Origin of the sequence: Pilimelia columellifera subsp. columellifera (assembly GCF_039532605.1) — a bacterium.
In the GTDB taxonomy this organism is placed as follows: Bacteria; Actinomycetota; Actinomycetes; order Mycobacteriales; family Micromonosporaceae; genus Pilimelia; species Pilimelia columellifera.
On sequence record NZ_BAAARY010000015.1, the window covers coordinates 24,693 to 45,555 of the forward strand.

The following is a 20,863-nucleotide window of genomic DNA, read 5'->3' on the forward strand; positions in this document are numbered from 1 at the left end:
CCGGCGGCGGGTGGGTGGGGGTGCGAATGAGGCCCCACCGGGTAGTGCTCGGTGGGGCCTCACAAGTGGTGCTTCCGGGGACCGGGGCCGGCTCAGATCAGGGCAGCGTCAGCGACGGGTCGCGTACGGCTTGGCAGCGTACTTCGCGGCGGCCATGTACGCCGGGTAGTTGAGCTTCCAGAAGTCCTGCATGCACGAGTGCTTCGGGAAGAATCCGCCACAGGCACCAGTGCCCGGGCCGATCTCGATGGTGAGACCGGGGACGCCCAGCTCGCCGTACACCCAGTCGTCGGTGGCGCCGGGGGCGAAGTAGTTGAGGCCACCATCACCGTGCACGACCTGGTACCGGTTGTGCCTGGCCATTGCGTCCGCGATCGCCTTCAGGCTGTTGTGGTTCGGCGCCAGGTCGTTGGTCCACCCGTACGGGAAGATGTTCAGCTGCGAGTAGCTGTGCGTGGTGATGAAGACGCCGGTGGTGTCCGCGGTGGCGGGCGCCTTGTCGGCGGCGGGCTTGGTGTCCCGGTAGATCTTGGACAGGAATTTCTGGATGCCGGCGACCTCGGGGTCGCTGGCCGGGCCGGTGCCCGGGTACGTCTGGCTGCACTTGCCGCCCTGGTTGACGTCCCAGTGGTAGCTGGAGTTGCGGTTGAGGTCGGTGCCCAACCCGGTGCCTGGGCAGCCGTTCTCCTTGGCGCTCTTGCGCTGCGAGATCGGGTTGTTCGGGTTGGAAGCGACGATGTCGACGCCGTCCGGGTTGGCGATCGGGATGATCCAGACCTCGGTGGTGTCGAGCAGGCTGGTGACGTCGGCGGCCTTGCCGTAGTTGGCGACCAGGTGGTCCATGAGCATGTAGGACAGCTCGCCGCTGGCAAGCTCACGCGCGTGCATCTGCGACATGACCGTGAACTTCGGTTTGCCGGTGTTCTTCAGCTCGCAGTCACCAGCCGCGATTTTGGTGATACAGACGGCCTCGATGTCGTGGCCGCCCTTGCCGACGGTCTTCTTCCACGATTGGGCGATGACGTGCTTCCGGGCCAGCGTGGGGTTGGCGCTGACGATCGCCGCGTTGTGGCTCCGGTGACCTTCGACGGTGTGGTACCCGCCGTAGTAGGTGTCGGCGTTCGCCGCGAACGCGGCCGGGACCGGCTGGTGCAGCGGGGCGAGGTAGGTGACCGACATCCCCTCGGCACGCAGCTTGGCGGCGTCGGCGTCGGTCCCGACGATCTGGACGCCGTGTTTCATGTCGTCGTGCCCGACGAGGTCGAATAGCCGCTCGTCGAGGCGGTTGGCGAGCAGCGAGTGGTCGACGCCGTTGCGGGCCACCAGGTAATAGCCCTGGGGGGCGGACGCCTGGGCCGCGGGGGCCTGCTGGGCGTTGGCGGAGGTCTGGGCGCCGAGCAGGGGCAGCGCGAGCGCGGCGGCGGTGGCGACGCCGACGGCCGCCAGGGCTCGCCGGCCGGGCCACCGGGAAGACGGAGCGGTCATGTTCGTTCCTCACTCATCAGGCTGAGGGCGGGGGGAGAGCGGGGGATGCCAGCAGATGACTTCCATCACACCAGCCCGAGCCGAGAAAGTCACGAACTTGAATGCCTCAATGCGTCATCCGGGGCGGCAACTACGTTTTCCACGTCTTATTTGCCAGGTAAGGCCGCATTTCAGCAGCCAGGAAGACGCTCCACCAGATACGACTCGACCCGGTCGAGCGAAACGCGCTCCTGGGTCATCGAATCCCGGTGGCGGACGGTGACAGCGTTGTCGTCGAGCGTCTCGAAGTCCACCGTCACGCAGAACGGGGTGCCGATCTCGTCCTGGCGACGGTAGCGCCGACCGATCGCCTGCGAGTCGTCGAACTCGACCACCCAGCGCCGGCGCAGGGCCGCGGCCAGGTCCTTGGCCTTCGGGGACAGATCCGCGTTCCGCGACAGCGGCAGCACCGCCACCTTCACCGGCGCCAGCCGAGGGTCGAAGCGCATGACCGTCCGCTTGTCCACGCCGCCCTTGGTGTTCGGGGCCTCGTCAACGTCGTACGCCTCCATCATGAAGGCGAGCACCGCGCGGGTGAGGCCCGCCGCCGGCTCGATGACGTACGGCACCCAGCGCTCGTTCTTCTCCTGGTCGAAGTAGGACAGGTCGACGCCGGAGTGCTTGCCGTGCGTGGTGAGGTCATAGTCGGTGCGGTTGGCCACGCCCTCCAGCTCGGAGAACTCCGTGCCGCCGAACTGGAACCGGTACTCGATGTCCACGGTGCGCTTGGAGTAGTGCGACAGCTTCTCCGCCGGGTGCTCGTAACGGCGCAGGTTCGCCTCGCTGAGGCCCAGGTCGAGGTACCAGTCCCAGCGCTGCTGCAACCAGTACTCGTGCCACTGCTCGTCCTCGCCCGGCGCGACGAAGAACTCCATCTCCATCTGCTCGAACTCGCGGGTCCGGAAAATGAAGTTGCCCGGAGTGATCTCGTTCCGGAACGACTTGCCGACCTGGGCGATGCCGAACGGGGGCTTCTTGCGCGCCGACGTCATGACGTTGGCAAAGTTGACGAAGATGCCCTGCGCGGTCTCGGGCCGCAGGTAGTGCAGGCCCTCCTCGCTCTCGACCGGGCCCAGGTAGGTCTTCATGAGACCGTTGAACAGCTTCGGCTCGGTGAAGGTGCCCTTGTTGCCGCAGTTGGCGCAGTTCAACTCCGACAACGACGCCGGCGGACGGCCGTGCTTGGCCTGGTACGCCTCTTCGAGGTGGTCGGCCCGGTAACGCTTGTGGCACGACTGGCACTCGGTTAGCGGGTCGACGAACGCCTCAAGGTGGCCAGAGGCCGCCCACACGTCACGGGCCAGGATGACCGAGGAGTCCAGGCCGACGACGTCGTCGCGCTGCTGGACCGTAGCGCGCCACCACTGGCGGCGCACGTTCTCCTTGAGCTCGACGCCCAGCGGGCCGTAGTCCCAGGCCGATCGGGTGCCGCCATAGATCTCGCTGGACGGGAAGACGAAGCCACGGCGCTTGGCGAGGCTGACGATGGCGTCGATACGGTCTGCTGACATGGGTTCCTCCTACGCCGACTGGCGGTCGGCGGGGACTGCGGTGGGCGGGACGGCTCACCGTAACAAGGCGAGGGCCGACCACGGCTGACATTTCGCCCCGGTGGGCGGGGGCGCGGTCAGCCTATCGGTCGACGCCACAGACCCTGAGCTTGCCGGTCTCGCCATCCTGCTCCAGCCGGAACCGGAGGGTCTCCGACCGCCCGTCCACGTAGGTGACCTCGACCGGGGCGGCGAGCTCGCCGGTGATGTCGATGTCCTCGACCTCGTACCGACGAATCCGCGACTCGGCGGCCTGGCGGCGGGCGAACTCGGCGGCCGTCTCCCGGTCGCGCTCGGACTCGCACTGCGCCTCGTAGGCGTCCTCGTACTCGCCGTCGCGGAGGCTGCCGAGGTAGTCGCCGACGGCGGCCCGGCCCTGTTCGTTGATCGCGCTCGCCCCGGTGACGGTCAGGCCGACACAGGCCGCCAGGCCGGCGCCGCAGCACAACAGCAGCGCCGCGCCGGCGATCCCCAGGCCGAGCCCCAGCCGGGCGGAGCCGCCCTCGCCAGGCGGGGCGGGGAACGGCGGAGCCACCCCGGGACCGGGCGGCGGGGGCGGCGGTGAGGGGGAGGCCCACTGCCCCGCCGGCGACGGGTGGTAGGCCGGACAGTGCTCAGGCGTCGGCTCGCCCTCGGTCCCCGCAGCGGTCATTGGGCGATCCTAGCGGCGCGGCGCTCACCGCCCGGGGTCACCGGCGCGGTCGCTGGCATACGCGACCACCTCGCCCTCGGGGGTGGCCGAGGCGAGGGTCTCGTACGCGGACGGCTCATCGAGCGACTCGGCCAGCAACGGGGTCGCGTGCATCTTGACGTCGAAGGCGCCCAGCGCCCGTCGGTAGGCGCCGACGGACTCCCACTCGGTGATCAGGCACCAGTGCCGGGGGTCGTCGAGGGCGCGGGTGAGGCGTCCGCAGCGGTAGCCCGGCCGGCCGGCGAGCGCCGCCAGCGCCGCGTGTGCGCGCGTTGTGAAGCCAGCGACGGCGGGATCGGCGATGGTGAACCGGTTGACGACGAGCACGGCGCCTCCTGGGACGGGTGTGACGGGCCGGGACGGTGTCCCCGGTCAGGTTAAAGGTGCGCCGAACACCGGTCCTCCTCGGCAGCATTGCCTACGAATTGGCGGCGATCTACGCTCCAGGCGCCGTCAACGCCCTGCTCGTCCTGCCCGCCGCGGCCCCGGGCGGGCTTGCGACGGCGTCCTGTCCTGCGCGGCCGACGGGCGCCCGTGTCATCCGGCCGGCATTGTTGTCATGCTTGGGACGGCAGCAGTGGGCAAAGCTGCCGTGAGCAAGCGACCCACAGCGATGCGATGTTGACAATCGTTGTCATTGTCACGGACAGTAGGAATCATGTGGTATCGATCCCCCCGCACGGCCGCCGCGCTCAGCTGCCTCGCCGTCCTGCTCCCCGTCACCGCCTGCGCCGGCAAGCAGGTCCAGAGCGACCCCGCGCGGGTTGACGTCGTCGCCGCGTTCTACCCCCTGCAGTTCGTCGCCGAACGGATCGGCGGCGGCCGGGTCACCGTCACCAACCTCACCAAAGCCGGCGCCGAGCCACACGACCTCGAACTCACGCCGCCGCAGCTTGAGGCCGTGGCCGCCGGCGAGCTGGTCGTCTACCTCAAGGGCTTCCAACCCGCCGTCGACGAAGCCGTCAAGCAGGCCAAGGGCAAGCGCCTCAACGTCGCCGAGGCCGTGCCGCTGACCCCCGCCACCCACGAGGACGAGCACGCTGAGGAGGAAGGCGAGCACGCCGGGGAGGAACTGGGCGTCGACCCGCACCTGTGGCTGGACACCGAACGCTACGGCGCCCTCGCCGCGGCGATCGCCGACCAGCTCGCCGCCGCCGACCCGGACGGCGCAGCCGACTACCGGGCCCGGTTGCTGGCCTTCCAGAAGGACCTCGCCGGCAGCCACATCAAGTACGAAAAGGGACTACGCGACTGCCAGCGTCGGGAGATCTTCACCAATCACGCCGCCTTCGGCTACCTGGCCACCCGCTGGAAACTCAAGCAGATCCCGATCTCCGGGCTCAGCCCCGACCAGGAGCCGGCACCACGCCGGATGGCCGAGATCGCCGCACAGGCCAAGCAACGCGGCGCCACCACGATCTTCTTCGAGACGCTGGTGAGTCCCAAGGTCGCCGAAACCGTCGCCCGCAGCAGCGGGGCCAAGACCGCCGTTCTCGACCCCATCGAGGGCGTCACCGGCGACGACGACTACTTCGTCGTCATGAACCGCAACCTCGCCACCCTCCGCGAAGCGCTGAGCTGCAAGTGAGCCACGCCGACCCGCTGGTCGCCCTCGACGACGTCACCGTCGCCTACGGCGAGCGTCCGGTGCTCAGCCGCATCCGCGCCACCATCGGCGCTGGCGAGGTCGTCGCGATCATGGGCGCCAACGGGTCGGGCAAGTCGACGCTGATCCGGGCCGCGCTCGGCCTGGTCCCGGTCAGCGGTGGCCAGATCCGGCTGTTCGGGCAGCCGCTGCGCCGGTTCCGGCAGTGGCGCCGCCTGGGTTACGTCCCGCAGCGGCTCACCGCCGCCAGCGGGGTGCCGGCGACTGTCGCCGAGGTGGTCGCCGCCGGCCGGCTCGCCCGTCGCGGCATCCTGCGACCGGCCGGGCACGCCGACCGGGAGGCGGTGACCCGCGCCCTGACAGCCGTCGGCCTGGCCGGCCGGGCCCGTGACCCGGTGTCCACCCTCTCCGGCGGTCAGCAGCAGCGCGTCCTCATCGCCAGGGCGCTCGCCGGCGAGCCCGAGCTGCTCATCCTCGACGAGCCGACCGCCGGCGTCGACGCCGCCAGCCAGGAGGCGTTCGCCGCCGCTCTCGACGGTTTCGTCGCCGAGGGCGGCACCGCCATCGTGGTGCTGCACGAGGCCGGGCCGCTGCGCCCGCTGCTCACCCGGGCCATCGTCGTCCACGACCGTCGGATCGCCCACGACGGACCGCCGCCGGAGCCGGTGGGCTGGCACGCCCTGCCCGGACACGAACACGTCCACCCGCACGGGCCCGACCACCACGGCGGCGAGGTGTTCCCCGGGTGAGCCTCTACCTCTCCGACCTCATGATCCGGGCGCTGATCGCGGCGGTCATCGTCGGCGTCTCCGCGCCCGCCCTGGGCACCTACCTGGTCCAGCGGCGCATGTCGATGATCGGGGACGGCATCGGTCACGTCGCCCTCACCGGCGTCGGCCTCGGGCTGCTGCTCAAGACGTCCCCGGTGCTCACCGCCGTCGTCGTCGCCACGATCTGCGCGGTCGGCATCGAGCTGCTACGTGAACGCGGCCGCACCCCCGGCGACCTGGCTCTGGCCGTGCTGTTCTATGGCGGCATCGCCGGCGGGGTCGTCCTGGTCGGGCTCTCCGACGACCGGTCCAACGCCAACCTCACCTCCTACCTGTTCGGATCGTTGGGCACCGCCACCGACGCCGAGCTGGCCGCGATGGCCGGCGTCGGGGCGCTGCTGGTGGCGCTGATGCTGCTGCTACGTCCGGCCCTGTTCGCCGTCTGCCACGACGAGGAGTACGCCCGCGTCTCCGGCCTGCCGGTGCGGGCGCTCAACCTGCTGCTCGCCGCGACGACCGCCGCGACGATCACCGTCGCCATGCGCACCGTGGGCCTGCTGCTGGTCAGCGCGCTCATGGTCATCCCGGTGGGCGCCGCCCAGCAGCTCACCCGTGGGTTCAGGGCCACCCTGCTGGGGGCCATGGGAATCGGTCTGGGCGTCTCCGCCAGCGGCGTGGCCGTGTCCTGGCAGCTCTATACGGCTCCCGGCGCCACCATCGTGGTGCTCGCCGTCGCGCTGTTCGTCATCACCGCTGTGGCGGCCGGCGCCCTACGGGCGCTGCGCCGTCGGGCGGCAGCGCGGGCGCCGGCCAGCGGCGAGCCCAGCGGTGAGCCGGCTGACGTGCGGCTGAGTCATGGCTGACGCCCCCATCCCCCGCCTGCCCCGACCACGCGCCGCCGTGTCAGCGGCGCACGCGGCGTTGGATAGCGTTGCGGCCATGACCCTGGCGAGTGAACCAGTCGAGTCCGCGACGACCAGCTACGCGGCCGCCGCCGCCCTGCTACGGGCGCTGGCCTCGCCGACCCGGGTCGCCATCGTCATGGAGCTGGCGGCGGCGGACCGCTGCGTGCACGAGCTGGTCGACGTTGTCGGCGCGCCGCAGCCGCTGGTCTCGCAACACCTGCGGGTGCTACGACGCGCCGGCGTGGTGCGGGGGGCCCGCAGCGGCCGGGAGATCGCCTATTCACTGGTCGATGACCACGTCGCGCACATCGTGGCGGACGCGGTCAGCCACGCACGGGAGGACCACAGATGAACCCCACCGCCGTCGGCATCCGCAACACCAGGCAGCGCACCGCCGTGAGCGCCCTGCTCGCCGAAGTGGACGGTTTCCACAGCGCCCAGGAGCTGCACGCCAGGCTCCGCAGTCGGGGCGACGCGGTCGGGCTGACCACCGTCTACCGGACGTTGCAGAGTCTGGCCGAGGCTGGCGAGATCGACGTCATGCAGATCCCCGGCGGCGAGCAGCTGTACCGGCGGTGCAGCGAGGGCCACCACCACCATCTGGTGTGCCGGGCCTGCGGGCGCACCGTCGAGGTCGCCGGTCCGGCCGTGGAGAAGTGGTCCGAGAAGGTCGCCGCCGAACACGGGTTCAGCGACGTCAGCCACACCCTGGAGATCTTCGGCGTGTGCCCCGGCTGCGGCTGATCGCGCGGTTACTCGTAGGGCTGCTTCGGGGGCGCGATCGGCTCCCAGCTCACCACCTGCACGAACGGGATCTGTGCCTGATTCACCGGGTCCTCGGCGACCTTGTCGGTATACGTGCCGACCACCTGAACCCAGCCGTTGTCCGGTTGGCCGGCCGGTGGGTCGCCGGCCATCCCCAGTTTGATCGGACGGCCGTCGGCAGCGCAGCAGGACAGCACCATCCGGGTCAGGTACTGGGTGCCGTCCGGGTTGGCGCTGAGGAATCCGACCATCCTGATCTGGCGTCCCGCCAGGGTCCTGCCCTTGTCGAACACCGATCTGGAGGCGTAGTCGGCCAGGCCGATCTCGACCGGGTCACCCTGCGGCAACGGCGGGAAGTCCGACGGCTGGTTCGCGGCGTTGAGGATGCTGCCGGTCTGGCTGGCCGAGTAGGCGCCCAGCGCCGGCGGGGCGACCAGCAACAGCCCGAGCACCGGCAGGATCAGCAGCCAGCCGACCCGCGGCTCGTGGTGGCCGTGGTCGTCGTCGCCGTCGCCGGCGCACTCGGGCACCGCCTCGGCGCCATGGCCGGGCCGCAACTCGTAGAGCAGGGTCATCGCCCCGGCGATCACCAGCAGGACCCCGGAGGCGATGAGGAACGGACCGAGGGACTCCTTGACGTAACGCAGATGCAGGTCCGACAGGGTCGCCCGGATCAACGCCCCGCCCAGCAGGAGCATCACCACGGCCTGTGCGCGCTTGTTCATCAGGCGCCCTTTCCAGTCATTTCGACCATGATGAACCCGATCACCACGGCCATGATGACCGCGACGACGAAGGTGGCCGGGGCGAACCGGGCGGCGAAGCGTCGCCCGAACACGCCGGACTGCATCGAGATCAGCTTGAGGTCGACCATCGGGCCGACGGTGAGGAACACCAGGCGCGAGGTCAGCGAGAACTGCGACAGCGAGGCGGCGACGAAAGCGTCGGCCTCCGAGCAGATCGACAACAGGACGGCCAGGATCGCCAACGCGAGAATGGCCAGGACCTCGTTCTCGGCCAGCGTGAGCATCCACTTCTCCGGGATGACGACGTTGATGAACGCCGCGGCCGCGGCGCCGACGACCAGGAACCCGCCGGCGTGGATGATGTCGTGCCGCATGGACGTCCAGAACGCCCGCGCCTTGGAGACGTTCTCCAGGTCGGGCCGGCGGGGCAGCTTGATCCACTCCTGTTTGCCGAGCCGCGTCCAGAGCCAGCCCATGATCATGGCAACGACCAGGCCAGCGGCCCCACGGGCGACCGCCATCTCAGGATTGTTCGGGAACGCCACCACGGTGGCCGTCAACACGATCGGGTTGATCGCGGGGGCGGCCAGCAGGAACGCCAACGCCGCCGCCGGGGTCACGCCGCGCCGGATGAGGGAGCCGGCGATCGGCACCGCGCCGCACTCGCAGCCCGGCAGGACGACGCCGGCCACGCTGGCCACCGGCACCGCCAACGCCGGGTGACGCGGCAGCGCCTTCGCCCAGAACGAGCGGGGCACGTACACGGCGATGACCGCCGACAGCGCCACCCCGAAGACCAGGAACGGCATCGCCTGGACGAGCACCGATACGAAGACGGTGGTCCAGGCGGCCAGAGCCGGCGCGGAGAGCGCGGAAGCGACCTGGTCCCGGAAGATCACCAGGGCGATGAGGACGACGGCGAGCACCTCAACCGAGCCGATCCGGTCGCCGAACAGCCGTGGCTTGCCGTGATCGTGGTCATGGCCATGGGCGTGATCGTGCGCCTCGTCGGCTTTCGCGGGAGAGGCGTTGGCTCGTGGTGTGGTCGCGGTCACGTCAGGATCCTAGGGATTCACAAGGGGCAATGGAATAGTCGGCTAGGGGCAGCTCAGGCTACTTCTCCATGCAGTCAGGCGACCACTCTCCGTTCGGGCCGAGATCGACCGGCCAGCGGCGTCCGGACCGAGCCCGCCGACGCCCACGGTGTTAGCGTCGGCGCTGGGCCGGTTCGGTCGCCTCTCATCTCGGTCAACTGACGTTCGGAGTGCGAAGATGCGGGACACCAATCGTCGTTGGCGAACCGTCGACGTGCTGGTCGTCTCGGTGCTGGCCGTCGCCTTCGGGGTCGTCTTCTGGGCCTGGGGCCTGCTGTGGAACGGCCCGTTCGCCGCCGTGTTCGGCGCGTTCAAGCCTGCCTCCGCCATCGTCTACGGGGTGTGGCTGCTGCCCGCCGTGGTCGGACCACTGGTGATCCGGAAACCGGGCGCCGGCCTGTTCTGCGAGGTCCTGGCGGCGATCGTGTCCGCCCTGCTGGGGTCGGCCTGGGGACTGACAGTCGTCATCTACGGCCTGGCGCAGGGAATCGCCGGCGAGGCCGCCTTCGCCGCGCTGTGGTACCGGTCGTTCCGGCTGCCGGTGGCCGTCGCCGCCGGGGCGTTGGCCGGGCTGGCCGCCGCCGGGCTCGACCTGGTCAACTACTACCCAACCTGGAGCACCGACTGGAAGCTGCTCTACACCGGGCTCGTCATGCTCAGCGCCGCGCTGGTGGCCGGGGCCGGCGGGTGGCTGCTGACCAGGGCGCTGGCCCGCACCGGCGTCCTCCGGCGCTTCCCGTCCGGCCGTGACGTCGTGAAGATCTGACCGCGGTCAGGTGGTAGAGGTCCAGGTCCGCGACCTCGGCTGGCGGCACGCCGGACGCCGTGAGTGGGCGTTACGTGGTCTGGACCTCACGATCCCCTCAGGCCAGCGGGTGCTGCTGTTGGGAGCGTCCGGGTCGGGCAAGAGCACCCTGCTGCGTGCCCTGGCCGGTCTGCTGGCGGCGGACTCCGGCGACGGCGAGGGCGAGGCGCTGCTCGACGGCGTCCCGGTCGCCAGGGCCCGCGAACGCGTCGGGATCGTCTTCCAGGACCCGCAGACCCAGCTCGTCCTCTCCCGCTGCGGCGACGACGTCGCGTTCGGCCTCGAGAACCGGGGCGTGCCGCCGGAGCGGATCTGGCCCCAGGTCGCCAGGGCGCTGCGCCGGGTCGGCTTCCCGTACCACCTCGACCACTCCACGGCGGCGCTGTCCGGCGGCGAACAACAACGCCTCGCCCTGGCCGGCGCCCTGGCCACCGACCCCGGCCTGCTCCTGCTCGACGAACCCACCGCCAACCTCGACCCCGCCGGGGCGGCGCTGGTGCGGACGGCGCTCGCCGAGGCGGTCCGGGCCGACACCACCGTCGTCCTGGTGGAGCACCGGATCGCGGCGGCGCTGCCACTGGTGGACCGGGTGGTCGCCCTGGGGCCCGGCGGCGGCCTGCTGGCCGACGGCCCGCCGGAGACCGTGTTCGCCGACCACGGCCCGGCCCTCGCCGCCGCGGGCGTATGGGTTCCCGGACATCCGCTGCCCCGGCTCCCCGCTGCGGGCCCCGCCGGCGCGCCGCTGCTGAGCGCCGAGAAGGTCCGGTACCGGCGTCACGGCGCGGACCGGGACGCCCTCCCCGCCGTCGACGCGGTCGTCCGAGAGGGCGAGGCGCTGGCCGTCGTCGGCCCCAACGGCGGCGGCAAGTCGACGCTGGCGCTGCTGCTCGGCGGCCTTATCGCCCCGACCTCAGGGGTGCTGCGTGCCGCCGAAGACCTTGCCGCCGGCCTGGACGGGCCGCCGCACCGCTGGCCCGCCACCGGCCTGTCCGCGCGGATCGGCTCGGTGTTCCAGAACCCGGAACACCAGTTCGTCCGCGCCAACGTCCGTGACGAGCTGGCGTTGGGACCGCGGCTCGCCGGGCATCCGCGCGAGCACGTCGACGCCACCGTTGACGACCTGCTCGACCGCCTCGGGCTGGCGGCGCTGGCGGCGGCGAACCCGTTCACGCTCTCCGGCGGGCAGGCCCGGCGACTCAGCGTCGGCGCGGCGCTGGCAGCCGCCCCCCGGGTGCTGGTGCTCGACGAGCCCACCTTCGGCCAGGACCGCAACACCTGGATCGCCCTGGTCCAGCTGCTGGCGGGCCTACGCGACGCTGGCGCGGCGATCGTCGCCGTCACCCACGACGACGAGCTGCTGGCGACCCTCGCCGACCGGGTAATGAGCCTGGGCGGCCCGCCGACGGGCGAGCGATGACCCGGCGCGCCGCGCTGACCAGGCGCAACCCGTTGGCGCGGGTCGGCGCGGCGCTGCTGTTCAGCCTGCCGCTGTTGAGCACCCTGGACCCGTTGACACCGACGCTCGCGATCGCGGTATCGATAGCCGTCGCCGGCGCCTTCGGGGTGAGCGTGGCGGCGTTGACGCGGCGGTCCGGGCCGCTGCTGTTGGGGGCCGTCGGCGTGCTGTTCAGCGTCGTCCCGTTCGCCGAGCCGCATGGCCAGGTCGTCGCCGCCGTCGGACCATTGGAGATCACCGACGGCGTGCTGGTCGACGCTGTCGGGCTGGGCCTGCGGGTGCTCGCCGTCGCACTGCCCGGGGTGATCGTCCTGGCCACGATGGACCCCACCGACCTCGCCGACGCCCTCACCCAGAACGCCCGGCTGCCGGCCCGGTTCGCGTACGGGTCGCTGGCGGCGCTGCGACTGCTGCCGCTGCTGCGTTCCCAGTGGCAGCAGCTCGTCCTGGCCCGGCGCTCGCGGGGTCTGTCGCCTGGCCGTAACCCCGCCGCACAGGCGCGAAGCCTCGGCGGCGTGGCGTTCTCCCTGCTGGTGGGCGCGATCCGGGATGGGGAAAGGCTGGCCACCGCCATGGACGCCCGCGGCTTCGACGCCGGCATCGCCCGCACCGCGGCCAGACAGCAACGCTTCACCGGAGGCGACTGGGCGTTGGTGGCGGGCGCGGCGGCGTTCGCCGCAACGATCCTGATGATCACCGCGGGCCTGGGCATGTGACCTCATGTGAAGGCATGACGCCTCGACATAGATGAGGTCACCAGACAGCCGTCAGTTTGCGTATCCAGGGGACAACGCGTCAGGCGCCGTCACCGGCGCCTGACAACCTGGGCGGCGCGTGTCCCAGGTGTCCCGATGTCCCGGTGTCCCGCACGTCCCGGGGACATCCCAGCAGGTTGTCCCGTATCCGGCGCCTGGTCGATGGTCATTCCCAAGCGGGCCGCACCTCGGCGGACCCACGGAACGCACCACTCGCCTCAAAGGGAGATCAGCATGAAGCTCATGGCAGTCCTCGGCACCGCAGCGATCGCCGCCACACTGTTCGCCGCCCCCGCAGCCGCGGCCGCCCCGGACACCGGCGTGGCCCGCAACCTCGCCACCGGCCGGTGCCTGGACAGCAACCACGACGGCGCCGTCTACACCCTCACCTGCAACGGCGGCAACCACCAGAACTGGCACCGGGGATCCGCCCCGCACGGCGCCACGTTCTACAACACCGCCACCGGCAAGTGTCTGGACAGCGACCGCGACGGCGCCGTCTACACCCTCGCCTGCAATGGCGGCAACAACCAGCAGTGGCGTCTCATCCGCACCGGCGCTGGCCTCCGGGTGGAGAACGTCGCCACCGGGCGGTGCCTGGACAGCAACCACGACGGCGCCGTCTACGCCATCGGCTCCAACGGCGGCAACCACCAGAACTGGGTCTTCTAGACCCAACGTTGCCCGGGGGCGGGGCGTGACCCACCACAGATGATCAGCTGAGGTGGGTCACGCCCCGCCAGGAGCCGACGCGGCGCGTTGCGTGTCCAGCCCAACGGATCGGCGGGCGGTCGGTCCCGGGGCGACCGCCCGGTCGCAGAATCGCTCACCGAAGTCAGCGTGGGCGAGATAGCGGCGATGCGCGGCCCGAATGTTCCATTCCGGATCCAATGCCAGCAGCCGGGTACCCTCGAGCTGTTTGATCATCTGGTCGGTGAGCTGGAAGACGCCCCACGAATGGGTGCCGTCGGCGTTCGCTGCCGCGCTCAACGCCTCAAGGTGGGAACGGCACTCGGCCACCCGGACCGCGAGGTCTGGCGCCTCGACGAACACCTGCCGGATACGCGCCTCAACCTGATCACGGGGCCACGAGCGCAGCGGCACCGTGCCGGCGTACAGGGCTTTCTTGGTGGCGTCGTCCGCCTGCCCTGTGACCGGGAGATTAGCCAGCGCCTGGTACGCCGAGACCTTACTCTGCGTGATCGGCCCAAAGCTGCCGTCAATCTCGATTTCGGCGCCAGCCTTCAACAGCAGCCGCTGCAGCTCGCTGACACAGCCATCCGTCCGGCCGAGGGCCACGGGCTCGGCGCAGGCGCCGCTTAGCAACGGTTCCACACCCCCAGCCGTCGCCCGGGCGTTCGGCCACCACGCGGCCGTGGCGGCGATCATCGCAAGCAACGTGAGCACGGTGACGGCCCAGCCGCGGCCCGTCCGCGCGACATTGCCCCATGCGGTCAACGAGCGCGTCCGTTTGCTGACCGGGAGGTCCGCCCTGGCGGTCGAGACATCGGCCTTAGCGGTCCGGAGCTCCGCGTTGGCGGTGGGCACGTTTGCGACCTGGGTCGGTTCAGGGCCTGGAAGCCCGCCGGCCGCGGCGCGCCGCCAGGTGTCGTGGAGCCGCCGGCGTTCGTCGTCGCTGGCCCCGCAACACCGGGCTATTCGTTCCACCGCGCTGAAGTCTGGCGGCGCAGCCTCGCCCTGGCAGTACCTGTGCAGCGCGGACTTGCTGATGTGGACCCGCCGAGCGATGACGTCGTAGCTCAGGCCGCTGCGCGTCTTCAGGCTGGTGAGCAACGATGGCAAGGTCTCCGCCGACATAGCACCCCTCCGAGCTTCACGGTTCGCCAGATTCGACACGGCCTCGATGCGCTGCATGATACCGACAGATAGGTCCACAATGGCAGGACCAATCGCGATCGGGCTTGCGGCTGCGGCGTCGGCTGGCTACGCCGCAGCCGCCCCCTCACCGCACCTGCCCTGGCTGCCTCCAGCTCCGGGTCCCACCGTCAGCCGCCTTGCCGGGCCCGCACGGTCACAGCCAGAACAGCTTGTCCGGCAAGCCGTCACCGCCGGCTGTCAACGCCGCGAACGCTTGGCCCGCAGCCGTCGACGGAGCCAGGACCGGCAGCACGGCAGCGCCGAGCGCAAACAGTCGCCACGCACCGGTCCCGGGTGGCGCGCAGCCGAAAGTTCAAGACCTATGTGGATGGAGGCGCGCCCCGTGGCTTTTCGTTCAGATCAACTGAACGAACGTCTGACGCGGGTGTAGCAGAAGGCCGAGCGCTTACGGGGCCGGCGGGGGGACCGGGTTCGGCAGCGCGCCGCCAAAGCGGCGGTCCCGCTGGGCGTACAGCTCACAGGCGTGCCACAGGTGCCGGCGGTCGAAGTCCGGCCACAACGTGTCCAGGTAGACGAGTTCGGCGTAGGCGGACTGCCAGATGAGGAAGTTGGACGTGCGCTGCTCACCCGAAGGTCGTAGGAACAGGTCCACCGCGGGCACCTCCGGGTGGTAGAGGTACCTGGCGAACGTCTTCTCGTTGACCTTCGCCGGATCGAGGCGGCCGGCGGCCACGTCGCGGCCGATGGCGGCCGCCGCGTCGGCGATCTCGGCCTGCCCGCCGTAGTTCACGCAGAACTGCAAGGTCAGGGTGCGGTTGTCGGCCGACATCCGCTCGGCGGTCTCCAGCTCGGAGATGACGCTCTTCCACAGCCGCCCGCGCCGCCCGGACCACACCACCCGCACGCCCAGGTCGACCAGCTGGTCACGGCGGCGCCGGATGACGTCCCGGTTGAAGCCCATGAGGAAACGCACCTCGTCCGGGGAGCGCTTCCAGTTCTCGGTCGAGAACGCGTACGCCGACAGGTACGGGATCCCCGCCTCGATGGCGCCCTCGACCGCGTCGAACAGCGAAAGCTCGCCGCGGGTGTGCCCCTCGGTGCGCGGCAGTCCGCGTTCCTTGGCCCACCGGCCGTTGCCGTCCATGACCAGCGCCACATGCTTGGGCATCGCGGCTGGCGGCAGCGCGGGCGGGCGGGCGCCGGACGGGTGCGGGGTGGGCGCGAGCGCCGGGCGACGGGACGTACGGATCACTGGTCCTCCGGGGTTGCGGGCGGGACGGCGCGGCGGGTCGGGCCGCCACGATCGACCAACGGTAGTGAACGCATGCCACGCTCCAGGTGCCACTGCAACAGGGCGGCGGTGAGCCCGCCGCACTCGCGCCGCGGGCCGGCGCCGGCGGCGTCGGCGGTGGTCCAGTCCCCGTTGGCCAGGGCGAGCATGAGGGCCAACGTGGCCGGGGCGGGGTGGGTGGCGCCGGGCGGACGGCAGTGGCCGCAGACCGCGCCGCCGGATGAGATCGCGAAGGCGCCGTGCGGCCCTTCGGCCCCGCAGACCGCGCAGGCGACCAGGGCCGGCGCCCAGCCGGCGACGGTCATCGCCCGCAGCAGGTAGGCGTCGAGGACCAGGTCGCCGTCGTGTGCCGCCTCAGCCAGGGCGCGCAGCGCGCCGAGGGTGAGCTGGAACAGACGCAGCGCCGGCTCCTGCTCGACCGGGGTGAGCCGTTCGGCGGTCTCGGCGACGGCGCTCGCGACGGTGTAACGGGGGTAGTCGCCGCTGAGCCGGCGGCCGAACAGGTCGATGCTCTCGGCCTGGCTCACCGTGTGCAGGCCGATCTTGCCGGGGTCACCGACGAGTTGCAGGTCGACATGCCCGAACGGCTCCAGTCGGGCCCCGAATTTCGACGTGGTACGCCGCACCCCCCGGGCGACGGCCCGGACCCGACCGTGCCGGCGGGTCAGCAGGGTGATGATCCGGTCGGCCTCGCCGAGCTTCTGCGCCCGCAGCACCACCGCGTCGTCGCGGTAGAGCGGGCGGCGCATCCCGGCCATGGGACAGCGCCTCAGAAACCAAGCTTGCGCAGCTGCTTGGGATCGCGCTGCCAGTCCTTGGCGATCCGCACGTGCAGATCGAGGAAGACCTTCGTGCCGAGCAGCTCCTCGATCTGGGCACGGGCCTGGGTGCCGACCTCCTTGAGGCGGGCGCCCCGGGCGCCGATGACGATCGCCTTCTGGCTGGAGCGTTCGACGTACAGGTCCGCGAAGATCCGGGTGAGCCGGCCCTCGGGCTGGATCTCCTCGACGACCACGGCGATCGAGTGCGGCAGCTCGTCGCGCACACCTTCCAGCGCGGCCTCGCGGATCAGCTCCCCGATGAGCACATGCTCTGGCTCGTCGGTGAGCATGTCGTCCGGGTACAGCTGCGGCGACGGCGGCAGGTAGCGGCCCATGACCTCAACGAGAAGCTCGACCTGGTCGCCGCTGACGGCGCTGACCGGGACGATCTCGGCGAAGTCGGCCAGTTCGCTGACCGCCAGCAGCTGCTTGGCCAGCTGCTCCTTGCCGACCAGGTCGGTCTTGGTGACCACGGCCAGGACGGTGGCCTTCAGCTCGGCCAGCTCGCCGGAGATGAACCGGTCGCCACGACCGATCTCCTCGTCGGCGGGGATGCACAGGCCGATGACGTCGACCTCGCTCCAGGTGGCGCGGACCAGGTCGTTGAGGCGCTCGCCGAGCAGGGTGCGCGGGCGGTGCAGGCCGGGGGTGTCGACGAGGACGAGTTGCCCGTCGGGGCGGTGCAGCACGCCACGGATGACGTGCCGGGTGGTCTGCGGCTTGCTCGACGTGATCGCGATCTTCTGTCCGATGATCGCGTTGGTGAGGGTCGACTTGCCGGCGTTGGGCCGACCAACAAAGCAGGCAAAACCCGCCCGGTAGCCGCCGTCGGACTTCGCGTCGCCTCTGTGCTGTTTCAACAACGTCCCTCGGTAGCTCGGGTGATCGGTCCAGCTTACGGCGCGACTGTCCCGGGCCGGACGCCGCGCCGCCCCACCTGGAGTCCGTGGCCGTCGGCGCCTGTTCTTACTGCAAACCGCTTTGGCTACCGTTGGGTAACCTTCAGCCGCGGGCTGGAACGCCTCATGCCGTCACCCGACCCAGGACGACGCCGTCCGGGGAGGCGACGACGACCGGGACGGCGCCGGCCAGGTCCCGGAACGCAGCGTGACCGGCGCCGTCCAGGGTTGACGCCTCGGTGACGACCACCGCGCCGGTCAGTCGCGACGCGCCCGCGGTGACCGCGGTCGCCACGGCGAGTTGGAGCGCGGTGATCGCCAGCGAGGGGAGACAGACGCTGGCGGCGGCGTAGGCATCCCCGGCCGCGTCCCGCACGGCGGCGCCCTCGGCGGCCCGGGTCCGGCCACGGGCGCTCCGGGCCAGCGCGAGCAGGCCAGCGTCCACCTGCTCGGGCGGAACCGATGACATCACACCTCCAGGCGCAGGCGCGGCGCGCCGACGACGGGATCGACTGTGGTCATCCGCGCCGCCGGCCGCCGAGCGTCAGGCCGAGGCTATGTCAGCGGGACGGTCGGCGTCCCGCGACGTTGCCGGCTGACCGTCGGACACGCTGACCTCCTCCCGGCGCGCGAGCACCGTGTCGATGCGGTTCCGGCGGCCGGTCGTGCCCTCGGCCACCAGGCGCAGACCACCCACGGTGGCGGTCGCGCCCGGGATCGGCACCCGGCCAAGCTGCTGGGCGAGCAGACCACCGACCGTCTCCACCTCGTCAGCCGGCAGGTCGACGTCGAACAACTCGCCGAGATCCTCGATCGGCAGCCGGGCGGTCACCCGTACCGCGCCGTCAGCCAACCGTTCCACCGGCGGCCGCTCGACGTCGTACTCGTCGGTGATCTCACCGACGATCTCCTCAAGGATGTCCTCGATGGTGACCAGGCCGGCCGTGCCGCCGTACTCATCGATGACCACGACCAGATGGGTGCGGGTGGCCTGCATCTCCGAGAGCAGATCGTCCACCGGCTTTGACTCGGGGGTGAAGGTCGCCTCGCGCATCAGCTCCGGCACCAGCAGGTCGTCGCCGCCGCCGGCGTTGACCCGCCGGGTGACGTCCTTGAAGTACAGCAGGCCCTGGACATCGTCGACGCCCTCGCCGACCACCGGGATCCGGGAGAACCCCGAGCGCAGGAACAGGGTCAACGCCTGGCGCAGCGTCTTGTCGGACTCGATCCACACCATCTCGGTACGCGGCACCATCACCTCGCGGGCGATGGTGTCGCCGAGCGCGAACACCGAATGGATCATCTGACGTTCGCCGTGCTCGACGACCCCGCGCTCCTCGGCCAGGTCGACCAGCTCCCGCAGCTCCACCTGGGTGGCGAACGGGCCCTCACGGAAGCCGCGGCCGGGGGTCACCGCGTTGCCGATGACGATGAGCAGGGACGCCAGCGGGTTGAGCACCCGACCCAGCCAACGCACCGCCGGCGCGAAGATCCGCCCGACGACGTAGGCGTGCTGCCGGCCGATGGTGCGCGGCGCCACGCCCACGACGATGAAACTCACGACGGTCATCGCCCCGGCGGTGATGAGGGCGGCCCGCCAGCCGGCGGTGAACGTGTCGACCGCGACCAGCGCCACCAGCGTGGTGGCGGTCAGCTCACACAGCAGCCGCAGCAGCAGCAGCAGGTTGAGGTGCCGGACCACGTCGACGGCGACGGCGTGCAGCGCGGCGGCGCCCCGGGCCCCCTCACGGGCCAGGACGGCGGCGCGGGCCGGCGAGACCGCGCCCAGCGCCGCCTCGCTCATCGCGAACACCCCGCCGAGGATCACCAGCCCGGCGGCCATGAACAGCAGCTGCCCGTCGGGCAGGTCCACCGGTGCGGCGCTCAGCCGCCCCGCTAACGGAACCAGATCGGTCACTTGGCCGCGCTCCGCCAGCTCTCCAGAAGCTTGGCCTGCAGACCGAACATCTCCTTCTCCTCCTCCGGCTCGGCGTGGTCGTAGCCCAGCAGGTGCAGGCAGCCGTGCATGGTCAGCAGGCTCAGCTCGTCGGTGGGGCTGTGGCCGGCGCCGACGGCCTGCCTGGCGGCCACTTCCGGGCACAGGACAATGTCGCCGAGCAGCGCCGGCTCGCCGGTGGTGGGCTCGCCCGGACCATGGTCGACGTTGCCCTCGTCCATCGGGAAGGCGAGCACGTCGGTGGGGCCGTCACCGCCCATCCAACGGTGGTTCAGCTCCGCCATGTACTCGATGTCGACCAACAGAATCGACAACTCAGCCAGCGGATTGACCCCCATCTGCTCCAGGGCGTGCCGGGCGACAGCGAGGACCGCCTCGGTGTCGACCTGCGCCCCTGACTCGTTGGCGATCTCAATTGACACGTGCCGGTCTCCCGTCCCAACAGGCGCGACCTCGGCGGCGGCGCCAGGCGTCTGTGGTCACCGGCGTCGACCGGGGCGGCCGCCGGGCCCTGCGGCCGACTGCCCGGCCTCCTGGACGGCGTCCCACCGCGCGTACGCGTCCACGATGTCACTGACCAACCGGTGCCGGACGACATCGCCACTGCCGAGCTGGGCGAAGTGCACGTCGTCCACACCGTCGAGGATCTCCTTCACGACCCGCAACCCGCTCCGGACCCCGCCGGGCAGATCCACCTGGGTGACGTCACCGGTCACGACGATCCTCGAACCGAAGCCGAGCCGGGTGAGAAACATCCGCATCTGCTCAGGCGTCGTGTTCTGCGCCTCGTCGAGGATGATGAACGCGTCGTTGAGGGTGTTGTGGGTGACGACGAAGTCGTCGGTGACATACAACGAATCCGCCGCCGCGACCTGGATGCAGACGGTCTCGGCCTCCCCGGCCGGCACGATGCTGTGGACGAAGCGCTTCGGACGTCCGCCACCGGTCGCGTCGTACGTCGCCTTCTTCCGGCCAAGCCGGAACGGCGCCACGCCCGCGGGCAGCCGGATATCCAGCACGAAGGCGTCGCCACGGTGCGGCACGGGGCGGCGCCGCCAGTCGGCGACCCCACCGAGCGAACGCGCCAGAAACACCACATCATCGCGGAGCCGCGACGAGCAGGTCGTGTACTGAATCCGGCAGGCGCGACCGCGTTGGGTCACCGGCCCACCGTCGCTGTCGAGAAGCCCCTGGAGCACGGCAAGCCGGACGGCCGCGCTGTTCCACAGATAGACCTCCGGCACGAATGCGGCGCTCGACCGCGTGCCGGCCAGCGTGCTCTCGGGAAGCGCCGCCTCGATCGCCCCGGCCAGCCGCGGGTCGGCCGTGCCGAAAGCCGGCGTGGCCGTCGTGGTCAGGCAGACGTCGCCGAGCAGCAGCCCGAGCGCG

General features: G+C 71.1%; 22 protein-coding genes and 1 pseudogene. 9 read left to right on the forward strand and 14 right to left on the reverse strand.

What is annotated here, in order from left to right:
- Positions 1–108 precede the first annotated feature (108 nt).
- The 4 genes from ABD287_RS14760 to ABD287_RS14775 all read right to left on the reverse strand — a co-directional run bounded on the left by ABD287_RS14760 (position 109) and on the right by ABD287_RS14775 (position 4,092).
- Positions 109–1,485, reverse strand: a complete 1,377-nt coding sequence (locus ABD287_RS14760) for a M14 family zinc carboxypeptidase (protein ID WP_344173410.1) — start codon at positions 1,483–1,485, stop codon at positions 109–111.
- 170 nt (positions 1,486–1,655) lie between these two features.
- Positions 1,656–3,035, reverse strand: a complete 1,380-nt coding sequence (locus tag ABD287_RS14765) for a glycine--tRNA ligase (protein WP_344173412.1) — start codon at positions 3,033–3,035, stop codon at positions 1,656–1,658.
- 121 nt (positions 3,036–3,156) lie between these two features.
- Positions 3,157–3,726 (reverse strand): Rv0361 family membrane protein, encoded by a 570-nt coding sequence (locus ABD287_RS14770; RefSeq protein ID WP_344173414.1) that lies wholly within the window; start codon positions 3,724–3,726, stop codon positions 3,157–3,159.
- A 24-nt stretch (positions 3,727–3,750) separates the two neighbouring features.
- Positions 3,751–4,092: an antibiotic biosynthesis monooxygenase family protein gene (locus ABD287_RS14775; RefSeq protein WP_344173416.1), complete on the reverse strand. Its 342-nt coding sequence runs from the start codon at positions 4,090–4,092 to the stop codon at positions 3,751–3,753.
- 331 nt (positions 4,093–4,423) lie between these two features.
- On the opposite strand from ABD287_RS14775, the gene ABD287_RS14780 reads away from it, so the two are divergent.
- The 5 genes from ABD287_RS14780 to ABD287_RS14800 all read left to right on the forward strand — a co-directional run bounded on the left by ABD287_RS14780 (position 4,424) and on the right by ABD287_RS14800 (position 7,790).
- Complete coding sequence (locus ABD287_RS14780; RefSeq protein ID WP_344173418.1) at positions 4,424–5,353, forward strand: metal ABC transporter substrate-binding protein; 930 nt, start codon at positions 4,424–4,426, stop codon at positions 5,351–5,353.
- A 59-nt stretch (positions 5,354–5,412) separates the two neighbouring features.
- On the forward strand, positions 5,413–6,120 hold the full coding sequence (locus tag ABD287_RS14785; RefSeq protein WP_344173559.1) for a metal ABC transporter ATP-binding protein: 708 nt from the start codon (positions 5,413–5,415) through the stop codon (positions 6,118–6,120).
- Positions 6,117–7,004: a metal ABC transporter permease gene (locus ABD287_RS14790; RefSeq protein WP_425565634.1), complete on the forward strand. Its 888-nt coding sequence runs from the start codon at positions 6,117–6,119 to the stop codon at positions 7,002–7,004. The genes ABD287_RS14785 and ABD287_RS14790 overlap by 4 nt, the downstream gene beginning before the upstream one ends.
- A 76-nt stretch (positions 7,005–7,080) precedes the next feature.
- Positions 7,081–7,398 carry an ArsR/SmtB family transcription factor gene (locus ABD287_RS14795; protein ID WP_344173424.1) on the forward strand — a complete coding sequence of 106 codons (318 nt, stop codon included), beginning with the start codon at positions 7,081–7,083 and terminating at the stop codon, positions 7,396–7,398.
- Positions 7,395–7,790, forward strand: coding sequence for a Fur family transcriptional regulator (locus tag ABD287_RS14800; RefSeq protein ID WP_344173426.1), 396 nt, complete (start codon positions 7,395–7,397; stop codon positions 7,788–7,790). Before ABD287_RS14795 ends, ABD287_RS14800 begins: the two co-directional genes overlap by 4 nt.
- A gap of 8 nt (positions 7,791–7,798) precedes the next feature.
- Here the strand turns inward: ABD287_RS14800 and ABD287_RS14805 are convergent, their stop codons facing one another.
- Positions 7,799–8,536, reverse strand: a complete 738-nt coding sequence (locus ABD287_RS14805; RefSeq protein WP_344173429.1) for a TIGR03943 family putative permease subunit — start codon at positions 8,534–8,536, stop codon at positions 7,799–7,801.
- The gene (locus ABD287_RS14810) at positions 8,536–9,513 is read right to left on the reverse strand and encodes a permease (protein ID WP_344173563.1); all 978 of its coding nucleotides are present in this window, start codon (positions 9,511–9,513) and stop codon (positions 8,536–8,538) included. Before ABD287_RS14810 ends, ABD287_RS14805 begins: the two co-directional genes overlap by 1 nt.
- A 316-nt stretch (positions 9,514–9,829) precedes the next feature.
- Here ABD287_RS14810 and ABD287_RS14815 point away from each other — a divergent pair, with 316 nt between their 5' ends.
- The 4 genes from ABD287_RS14815 to ABD287_RS14830 all read left to right on the forward strand — a co-directional run bounded on the left by ABD287_RS14815 (position 9,830) and on the right by ABD287_RS14830 (position 13,339).
- Complete coding sequence (locus ABD287_RS14815; protein ID WP_344173432.1) at positions 9,830–10,417, forward strand: ECF transporter S component; 588 nt, start codon at positions 9,830–9,832, stop codon at positions 10,415–10,417.
- A gap of 10 nt (positions 10,418–10,427) precedes the next feature.
- Positions 10,428–11,873, forward strand: a complete 1,446-nt coding sequence (locus ABD287_RS14820; protein ID WP_344173434.1) for an ABC transporter ATP-binding protein — start codon at positions 10,428–10,430, stop codon at positions 11,871–11,873.
- Positions 11,870–12,628 (forward strand): energy-coupling factor transporter transmembrane component T family protein, encoded by a 759-nt coding sequence (locus ABD287_RS14825; RefSeq protein WP_344173436.1) that lies wholly within the window; start codon positions 11,870–11,872, stop codon positions 12,626–12,628. The genes ABD287_RS14820 and ABD287_RS14825 overlap by 4 nt, the downstream gene beginning before the upstream one ends.
- 273 nt (positions 12,629–12,901) lie before the next feature.
- On the forward strand, positions 12,902–13,339 hold the full coding sequence (locus tag ABD287_RS14830; protein WP_344173439.1) for an RICIN domain-containing protein: 438 nt from the start codon (positions 12,902–12,904) through the stop codon (positions 13,337–13,339).
- Positions 13,340–13,396: 57 nt separating this feature from the next.
- Here the strand turns inward: ABD287_RS14830 and ABD287_RS14835 are convergent, their stop codons facing one another.
- From ABD287_RS14835 to ABD287_RS14870, 8 genes and pseudogenes are all read right to left on the reverse strand, one after another.
- Positions 13,397–14,485 carry a helix-turn-helix domain-containing protein gene (locus tag ABD287_RS14835; protein ID WP_344173441.1) on the reverse strand — a complete coding sequence of 363 codons (1,089 nt, stop codon included), beginning with the start codon at positions 14,483–14,485 and terminating at the stop codon, positions 13,397–13,399.
- Positions 14,486–14,951: 466 nt separating this feature from the next.
- Entirely contained in the window at positions 14,952–15,758 is an 807-nt protein-coding gene (locus tag ABD287_RS14840; protein ID WP_344173443.1) for an isoprenyl transferase, read from the reverse strand.
- Positions 15,755–16,555, reverse strand: a complete 801-nt coding sequence (gene recO / locus ABD287_RS14845) for a DNA repair protein RecO (RefSeq protein ID WP_344173445.1) — start codon at positions 16,553–16,555, stop codon at positions 15,755–15,757. The genes ABD287_RS14840 and recO overlap by 4 nt, the downstream gene beginning before the upstream one ends.
- A gap of 11 nt (positions 16,556–16,566) precedes the next feature.
- Positions 16,567–17,478, reverse strand: coding sequence for a GTPase Era (gene era, locus ABD287_RS14850; protein ID WP_344173447.1), 912 nt, complete (start codon positions 17,476–17,478; stop codon positions 16,567–16,569).
- Between the two features lie 163 nt (positions 17,479–17,641).
- Complete coding sequence (locus tag ABD287_RS14855) at positions 17,642–17,986, reverse strand: cytidine deaminase (protein WP_344173449.1); 345 nt, start codon at positions 17,984–17,986, stop codon at positions 17,642–17,644.
- A 75-nt stretch (positions 17,987–18,061) separates the two neighbouring features.
- Positions 18,062–19,360 (reverse strand): hemolysin family protein, encoded by a 1,299-nt coding sequence (locus ABD287_RS14860; RefSeq protein ID WP_344173565.1) that lies wholly within the window; start codon positions 19,358–19,360, stop codon positions 18,062–18,064.
- A gap of 71 nt (positions 19,361–19,431) precedes the next feature.
- Positions 19,432–19,896 (reverse strand): rRNA maturation RNase YbeY, encoded by a 465-nt coding sequence (gene ybeY, locus ABD287_RS14865; protein ID WP_344173451.1) that lies wholly within the window; start codon positions 19,894–19,896, stop codon positions 19,432–19,434.
- 57 nt (positions 19,897–19,953) lie between these two features.
- A pseudogene (locus ABD287_RS14870) lies at positions 19,954–20,295 on the reverse strand (PhoH family protein); the annotation flags it as partial.
- Positions 20,296–20,863 lie beyond the last annotated feature (568 nt).

Excerpts from the sequence above, each read along its gene's own strand:
- ABD287_RS14760 (WP_344173410.1), bottom strand. The coding sequence starts at position 1,485 with ATGACCGCTCCGTCTTCCCGGTGGCCCGGCCGGCGAGCCCTGGCGGCC.
- ABD287_RS14860 (WP_344173565.1), bottom strand. The coding sequence starts at position 19,360 with ATGGCCGCCGGGCTGGTGATCCTCGGCGGGGTGTTCGCGATGAGCGAG.
- ABD287_RS14765 (WP_344173412.1), bottom strand. The coding sequence starts at position 3,035 with ATGTCAGCAGACCGTATCGACGCCATCGTCAGCCTCGCCAAGCGCCGT.
- ABD287_RS14770 (WP_344173414.1), bottom strand. The coding sequence starts at position 3,726 with ATGACCGCTGCGGGGACCGAGGGCGAGCCGACGCCTGAGCACTGTCCG.
- ABD287_RS14855 (WP_344173449.1), bottom strand. The coding sequence starts at position 17,986 with ATGTCATCGGTTCCGCCCGAGCAGGTGGACGCTGGCCTGCTCGCGCTG.
- ABD287_RS14800 (WP_344173426.1), top strand. The coding sequence starts at position 7,395 with ATGAACCCCACCGCCGTCGGCATCCGCAACACCAGGCAGCGCACCGCC.
- ABD287_RS14825 (WP_344173436.1), top strand. The coding sequence starts at position 11,870 with ATGACCCGGCGCGCCGCGCTGACCAGGCGCAACCCGTTGGCGCGGGTC.
- recO (WP_344173445.1), bottom strand. The coding sequence starts at position 16,555 with ATGGCCGGGATGCGCCGCCCGCTCTACCGCGACGACGCGGTGGTGCTG.
- ABD287_RS14830 (WP_344173439.1), top strand. The coding sequence starts at position 12,902 with ATGAAGCTCATGGCAGTCCTCGGCACCGCAGCGATCGCCGCCACACTG.
- ABD287_RS14835 (WP_344173441.1), bottom strand. The coding sequence starts at position 14,485 with ATGTCGGCGGAGACCTTGCCATCGTTGCTCACCAGCCTGAAGACGCGC.
- ABD287_RS14815 (WP_344173432.1), top strand. The coding sequence starts at position 9,830 with ATGCGGGACACCAATCGTCGTTGGCGAACCGTCGACGTGCTGGTCGTC.
- ABD287_RS14805 (WP_344173429.1), bottom strand. The coding sequence starts at position 8,536 with ATGAACAAGCGCGCACAGGCCGTGGTGATGCTCCTGCTGGGCGGGGCG.
- ABD287_RS14795 (WP_344173424.1), top strand. The coding sequence starts at position 7,081 with ATGACCCTGGCGAGTGAACCAGTCGAGTCCGCGACGACCAGCTACGCG.
- ABD287_RS14780 (WP_344173418.1), top strand. The coding sequence starts at position 4,424 with ATGTGGTATCGATCCCCCCGCACGGCCGCCGCGCTCAGCTGCCTCGCC.